At 39.7% G+C, this 6617-nt stretch carries 5 protein-coding genes; 4 read left to right on the forward strand and 1 reads right to left on the reverse strand.

The window, feature by feature from the left end; all coding sequences use genetic code 11:
• Nucleotides 1–5 precede the first annotated feature (5 nt).
• Complete coding sequence (locus GQR39_RS17815; RefSeq protein ID WP_165736245.1) at nucleotides 6–830, forward strand: peptidoglycan DD-metalloendopeptidase family protein; 825 nt, start codon at nucleotides 6–8, stop codon at nucleotides 828–830.
• Between the two features lie 35 nt (nucleotides 831–865).
• A complete protein-coding gene (gene rpoS, locus GQR39_RS17820; protein WP_007584786.1) occupies nucleotides 866–1840 on the forward strand; it encodes an RNA polymerase sigma factor RpoS in 975 nt (324 codons plus the stop codon).
• A gap of 91 nt (nucleotides 1841–1931) precedes the next feature.
• Here the strand turns inward: rpoS and mutS are convergent, their stop codons facing one another.
• Complete coding sequence (gene mutS, locus GQR39_RS17825; RefSeq protein WP_165736246.1) at nucleotides 1932–4517, reverse strand: DNA mismatch repair protein MutS; 2586 nt, start codon at nucleotides 4515–4517, stop codon at nucleotides 1932–1934.
• A gap of 21 nt (nucleotides 4518–4538) precedes the next feature.
• Here mutS and GQR39_RS17830 point away from each other — a divergent pair, with 21 nt between their 5' ends.
• Together GQR39_RS17830 and recA are read left to right on the forward strand one after the other, a co-directional pair.
• Nucleotides 4539–5027, forward strand: coding sequence for a CinA family protein (locus tag GQR39_RS17830; RefSeq protein ID WP_101217726.1), 489 nt, complete (start codon nucleotides 4539–4541; stop codon nucleotides 5025–5027).
• Between the two features lie 68 nt (nucleotides 5028–5095).
• Nucleotides 5096–6139, forward strand: coding sequence for a recombinase RecA (gene recA / locus GQR39_RS17835; RefSeq protein ID WP_024591486.1), 1044 nt, complete (start codon nucleotides 5096–5098; stop codon nucleotides 6137–6139).
• Nucleotides 6140–6617: the final 478 nt, after the last annotated feature.

Raw genomic sequence — 6617 nt, forward strand, 5'->3', positions numbered from 1 at the left:
ATACAATGAATAAACAGTTTTTACTGTATGTGACTATATTTGTTGGTGTTTTTCTCTCAGGTTGCTCTTCTCGCCATATTCCAGCGCCTGTTAGCAGCCTAAATAATAATGTTAATGATTTAGGTCATACCATTAACATAAATGGCGATATTTATAAGGTGCAAAAAGGTGATACGCTCTATTCGATAGCCTTTAGCGCCGGTAAAGATTTTAGATTACTTGCAAAAAACAATTCAATTCCATCACCTTACACAATTTTCCCTGGGCAAAACATCTCCTTAACCCCCAAGCCCGAAAAAACAAAAAGGGATGAAAAATATACGAATTTGAGTAAAAAGTCTATAAAAAACACACAAAAAAATAACATAATATTAAAGAAAGAGCTTGATCCTCCAAAACAACGAGAGTATGTTCAGAAACAAGCCAGTAACAAAGTTAGTAATACTAAACGTTTGTCGAGCAGTAAAGTTAAGTGGTTTTGGCCTGCAAAGGGCAAAATTACCAAACGCTTTTCTAATAAGGAAAACGGTTATAAAGGTTTACAGATTACTAATCGCAAAGGGGCTTCAGTCTTAGCTGCGGCACAAGGAACAGTGGTATACGCGGGTAACGCTCTACGAGGTTATGGTAGTTTAATCATATTGAAACATAATGATGATTACCTAAGTGCTTATGCACATAACTCGAAATTACTTGTTAAAGAAAAGCAGAAGGTTAAGGCAGGACAAAAAATAGCAGAAATTGGTAATTCAGAATCTCCGGTCACCGCGCTTCGTTTTGAAATTCGCTACCGAGGGCAAGCTGTCAATCCTGCTAAATACCTACCCTAATTTTCAGGTATTGATAATTGCTCGGGAGAAGGCTTATGGCTAGCGCAGCAAAACTTGACAAACACACTACGACTGACGAAAAATTCGATGACATCGCTGCTGATGAAAGCACAACTTTACTAGATAAAGTAGAAGACGATGAAATCTTTGCGAAAGAAGAAGTAACTAAAAATCTTGATGCAACCCAACTTTATTTAGGCGAAATTGGTTTTTCTCCTTTGCTTAGCGCAGAAGAGGAAGTGTTTTTTTCTCGCAAATCACTTCGAGGTTGTGAAGCCTCACGCAAACGTATGATTGAAAGTAACTTACGTTTAGTTGTTAAAATAGCACGCCGTTACAATAACCGTGGCCTTGCTCTACTCGATTTAATTGAAGAAGGTAACTTAGGCTTAATTCGCGCTGTTGAAAAATTTGACCCTGAACGTGGCTTTAGATTTTCTACTTACGCTACATGGTGGATACGTCAAACAATTGAACGTGCCATTATGAACCAAACGCGTACCATTCGCTTACCTATCCATGTAGTTAAAGAGCTTAATGTTTACCTGCGTACAGCACGTGAATTAACTCAAAAGCTTGACCATGAGCCAACAGCTGACGAAATTGCAGCTTGCCTAGACAGACCCGTTGAAGACGTTACTAAAATGCTACGTTTAAACGAAAGAATAGCATCGGTTGATATGCCGATTGGTGGTGAAAACGACAGTGTACTGCTTGATATCATCCCAGATGAAAAAAGTGCAGGCCCTGAAGGCGAAGTACAAAATAATGATATTAATAAGCACATTGTAGATTGGTTAGGTGAATTAAACCCTAAACAACGCGAAGTGTTAGCACGTCGATTTGGTCTACTTGGCTACGAGCCATCTACACTTGAAGATGTAGGTCGTGAAATAGGCTTAACACGTGAGCGTGTAAGACAAATTCAGGTAGAGGCATTACGTCGCTTAAAAGACATTTTGCAACAAGAAGGTTTAAGTACAGATAGCTTGTTTAATCAGTTTTCGTAACTAGTTAAATAGTATAAGAGACTATGTGTGTTAAAAAGCCGAAGAATTTATTCTTCGGCTTTTTTTATGCTTGTAAATTAGATGATATAAATTACAACAATGCTTTTAGTTTATATAACAAATCGTGCGCTTGGCGTGGCGATAAATTATCAGGGTCGATAGCGCTTAATTGTTCTTCTACTTCAGAAGGTGTATTTTGAGCAACTTCATTATTAAAAGTAAAGGCTTGTTGTTCTGTATTTGGTGCAGTAACGCTTTGATGATTTTCAAGTAACTTAAGTTTTTGCTTTGCTTGTGCAATAACAGCTTTTGGCACACCCGCAAGAGCAGCTACCTGTAAGCCAAAGCTCTTACTTGCTGCGCCATCAAGTACTGTATGCATAAAGGCGATTGTATCGTTATGTTCTATTGCATCGAGGTGCACGTTTACCAGACCTGTTGTTTGTTCAGCAAGTTCTGTTAACTCAAAGTAGTGCGTTGCAAACAATGTTTTAGCTGATATTTTTGACGCTAAATGATCGGCTGTTGCATACGCAAGCGAAAGCCCATCGTAGGTACTTGTACCACGACCAATTTCATCCATTAATACCAAAGACTGCGCCGTGGCATTATTTAAAATAGTCGCTGTTTCGGTCATTTCTACCATGAAGGTTGAGCGACCTGATGCTAAATCATCGCTTGCACCAATACGTGTAAATATGCGATCGATATTGCCAATTTTAGCGCTGTCTGCAGGTACATAACTGCCAATGTGAGCCATTAGTACAATAAGTGCTGTTTGGCGCATATAGGTTGATTTACCGCCCATGTTTGGACCCGTAATAATCAACATTTTACGTTGGCTGTTTAATTCAACAGGGTTAGCAATAAACGGTTCTTTCATTACTTGTTCAACAACAGGGTGACGACCTTGCTTAATGCTTATATTGTCGTTATCGCACAGTTCTGGTTTTACATAATTGAGTGCAAATGCACGTTCGGCCAAGTTATTTAACACGTCTAAATCGGCCAGTGCTGCTGCCATCATTTGAAGTTGTTCTATGTGTGGAGCAATAAATCTAAACAACTCTTCGTATAGTTGCTTTTCAAGCGCTAAGGCTTTTGATTGGCTACCAAGTACTTTATCTTCGTGCTCTTTAAGCTCAGGAATAATATAGCGTTCGTTATTTTTGAGCGTTTGGCGACGGATGTAGTCGGCTGGCACTAAGTGGGCATTGGCGCGGCTTACTTCAATAAAAAAGCCATGTACGCGGTTATAACCAATTTTAAGCGTACTAATACCCGTGCGTTCGCGTTCACGTAACTCTAGTTGATCAAGTACATCGGTTGCACCTTTACTTAAGTTACGCCACTCATCTAGTTCGCTGTTGTAACCAGGGGCAATAACGCCACCGTCACGAATAAGTACCGGTGGGTTTTCTATCACTGCACGTTCTAATAACTCTTGTAAATCAGGGAGCTCAGGCGAGTGCTTGATAATACCCGCTATACGAGGATCGTTAGCATCACCTAACAAAGTGTGTAGTGGCGCAAGTGCTTGTAATGCGCTGCGAAGGCGAGTTAAATCGCGCGGGCGAGCTGTGCATAAAGCTAGGCGTGCAATAACTCGCTCTACATCACCAATCTCTTTTAATGATTCGTGTAATTCGCCGCACAGTTGTACATCTAAAATAGCGCTAATTGCATTTAAGCGTGAATTTAGCTCGTCTTTATTACGTACAGGTGTATGAATACGGCGCTTAAGTAAACGAGAGCCCATAGGTGTTGCTGTTTTATCAAGTACCTGGGCAAGTGTATTTTCAAACCCACCTGATAAATTAACGGTAAGTTCTAAATTTTTACGGGTTGCGGCATCTAAAATAACAGCGTGTTCGTTGTGCTCCAGTGTAATTGCACGAATATGTGGTAATGCAATACGTTGTGTATCTTTTACGTATTGCATTAAACAACCGGCAGCAACAAGCGCGCTGTGGGCTTTATCAACACCAAAACCAACTAAATCTTTAGTACCAAACTGATCGCATAATAAGTGCTCGGCCGTATCTAAGTCGAACTCCCACTCTGGGCGGCGGCGGGCACCTTTTATATGCTCAATTAAATGAAAGTTTTCAAAGCTTTCGCTATACAGAAGTTCTGCCGGAGCTAAGCGCTGAATAGTTGAGCTAAAGGCTTCGTCGGTGTTAACCTCTACAACGTTAAAGCGACCAGAGTTAATGTCAAGGTACGCGATACCGTACAGACCTTTTTTACTTTGCCAAACGCTAGTAAGGAGGTTGTCTTGTCGTTCTTGTAAAAGCGCTTCGTCAGAAATTGTACCAGGTGTAACTATACGAACAACTTTACGATCGACAGGACCCTTACTAGTTGCAGGGTCACCCACTTGTTCACAAATAGCGACTGATTCACCCATTTGAACTAAGCGTGCTAGGTAGTTTTCTACTGCATGATAAGGTACGCCCGCCATAGGGATAGGATCGCCACCGGCTTTACCACGATGAGTTTGCGAAATATCGAGCAGTTGAGCTGCGCGTTTTGCGTCGTCAAAAAAGAGTTCGTAAAAATCGCCCATACGATAAAACAATAAAATATCGCGATGCTCTGATTTTATTTTTAGATACTGCTGCATCATAGGGGTTTGTTGTTTTATAGTGTGTGGTGCATAAAGATCAAACGACATGTATTTACCCAAAGGCTGAATATGGAATTACATCAAGAGATTAAAACACTTGCTGCGCAATTAGGCGCTATTTTAACGGATAAATGCTTATGGATCACTAGTGCTGAGTCATGTACTGGTGGCGGAGTGAGTTATGCCCTTACAGATACGCCCGGAAGCTCTGCTTATATTGACCGCGCATTTGTGACTTACAGCAACCAAGCAAAGCAAGATTTGCTAAATGTAAGTGCAAGCACATTAGCAAAGTACGGTGCTGTGAGCGAACAAACAGTGCGTGAAATGGCATTAGGTGCTATTAAAGCAACAAATGCAAATATATCTATAGCTGTATCGGGTATTGCAGGACCTGGCGGGGCAACTGATGGAAAACCTGTGGGACTTGTGTGGTTTGGCATACAAATTAATGACAAAGTACTGACCTTTAAACAAGTATTCTCTGGCGATAGGGCTCAAGTTAGACTGCAAGCTATTGTATTTGCATTGAAAAGTGTAATAGATGAGATAAAATAAAAAAATTAGCTTGATACTGTGATTTCATACAGTATACTTGATTCCATTAGCTGGATTTGGAGAATAAAATGAACGATAACAAACAAAAAGCGTTGGACGCTGCACTATCACAAATTGAACGTCAATTTGGTAAAGGCTCAATTATGAAATTGGGTGATAACAAAGCGTTAAACATTGAATCTGTATCTACAGGCTCATTAGGTATTGATATTGCTTTAGGCATAGGTGGTTTACCTATGGGACGTATTGTTGAAGTATACGGACCTGAGTCATCTGGTAAAACAACGCTTACTTTACAAGTTATCGCAGAAGCACAAAAAGAAGGCAAAACATGTGCCTTTATTGATGCTGAGCATGCTCTAGATCCAGTTTATGCACAAAAGCTTGGTGTTAACATTGATGAGCTTTTTGTATCGCAACCAGATACCGGTGAGCAAGCATTAGAAATTTGTGACATGTTAGTGCGCTCAAGCGCGGTAGACGTTGTTGTAATTGACTCGGTTGCTGCACTTACACCAAAAGCTGAAATTGAAGGCGACATGGGCGACTCGCACATGGGCTTACAAGCACGTTTAATGTCACAAGCATTACGTAAGCTTACTGGTAACATTAAACGCTCTAACACGTTATGTATTTTCATTAACCAAATCCGTATGAAAATTGGTGTTATGTTTGGTAACCCAGAAACAACAACAGGTGGTAATGCACTTAAGTTTTACGCATCTGTTCGTATTGATATTCGTCGTATTGGTTCTGTTAAAGAAGGCGATGAAGTTGTTGGTAACGAAACACGCGTTAAAATTGTTAAAAACAAAGTTGCGCCGCCGTTTAAACAAGCTGAATTTATCATCATGTATGGTGAAGGTATTTCTAAGCAAGGCGAGTTAATTGACTTAGGTGTTAAGCACAAAATTGTTGAAAAAGCAGGTGCTTGGTATAGCTACTGTGGCAACAAGGTTGGCCAAGGTAAATCTAACTCAATTAAGTTTTTGAAAGAAAACCCAGAAATTGCAGATGAGATTGAAGGCAAGTTACGCGAAATGCTTTTATTAAAAGCAACTATTGAACCAGATGATGGTGAAGATAAGTTAGGTGATGACGCTGACCTTTAACAGCCTCAAATGAGTTTTTAAGCTTGATTTGACCCGAGCTTTAAAAAGCGCTGATCAGTAATGATTAGCGTTTTTTTGTTATTAAAAACTTAAAGTAGATAACCCGATCTCAGGATAATAAATCTATCTCGAGCAGCTATTTTCAGCGCTAACTGCGTTGAATTTACTTGCAATAGGCCAGCTATTGACGCGTAAATTCGCCTTGTTTCAACTGAAAATCTCTGGCTAGATAAAATAAATTTAAATACCACTATGATTCAATACGTTAGTAAATCTCTTAACCAGAGTTTAGGTTAGATAAAATAAAAACGGCACATTAAAAATGTGTCGTTTTTTAATTTAACCTATAAAAATATACGGTTACATAGCGCATGAGTAGGCACTGCATTAGTAATTACGATACTAAATGAAGAGCAGAGCGATCATACGCTATACGTTTTAATCAGATAAAAGCATTCTTTAGGGCGTGTTGATCTTT

It is taken from the genome of Pseudoalteromonas sp. C8 (assembly GCF_011378685.1).
Taxonomy (GTDB): Bacteria; Pseudomonadota; Gammaproteobacteria; order Enterobacterales; family Alteromonadaceae; genus Pseudoalteromonas; species Pseudoalteromonas arctica.

Excerpts from the sequence above, each read along its gene's own strand:
- GQR39_RS17815 (WP_165736245.1), top strand. The coding sequence starts at position 6 with ATGAATAAACAGTTTTTACTGTATGTGACTATATTTGTTGGTGTTTTT.
- rpoS (WP_007584786.1), top strand. The coding sequence starts at position 866 with ATGGCTAGCGCAGCAAAACTTGACAAACACACTACGACTGACGAAAAA.
- mutS (WP_165736246.1), bottom strand. The coding sequence starts at position 4,517 with ATGTCGTTTGATCTTTATGCACCACACACTATAAAACAACAAACCCCT.
- GQR39_RS17830 (WP_101217726.1), top strand. The coding sequence starts at position 4,539 with ATGGAATTACATCAAGAGATTAAAACACTTGCTGCGCAATTAGGCGCT.
- recA (WP_024591486.1), top strand. The coding sequence starts at position 5,096 with ATGAACGATAACAAACAAAAAGCGTTGGACGCTGCACTATCACAAATT.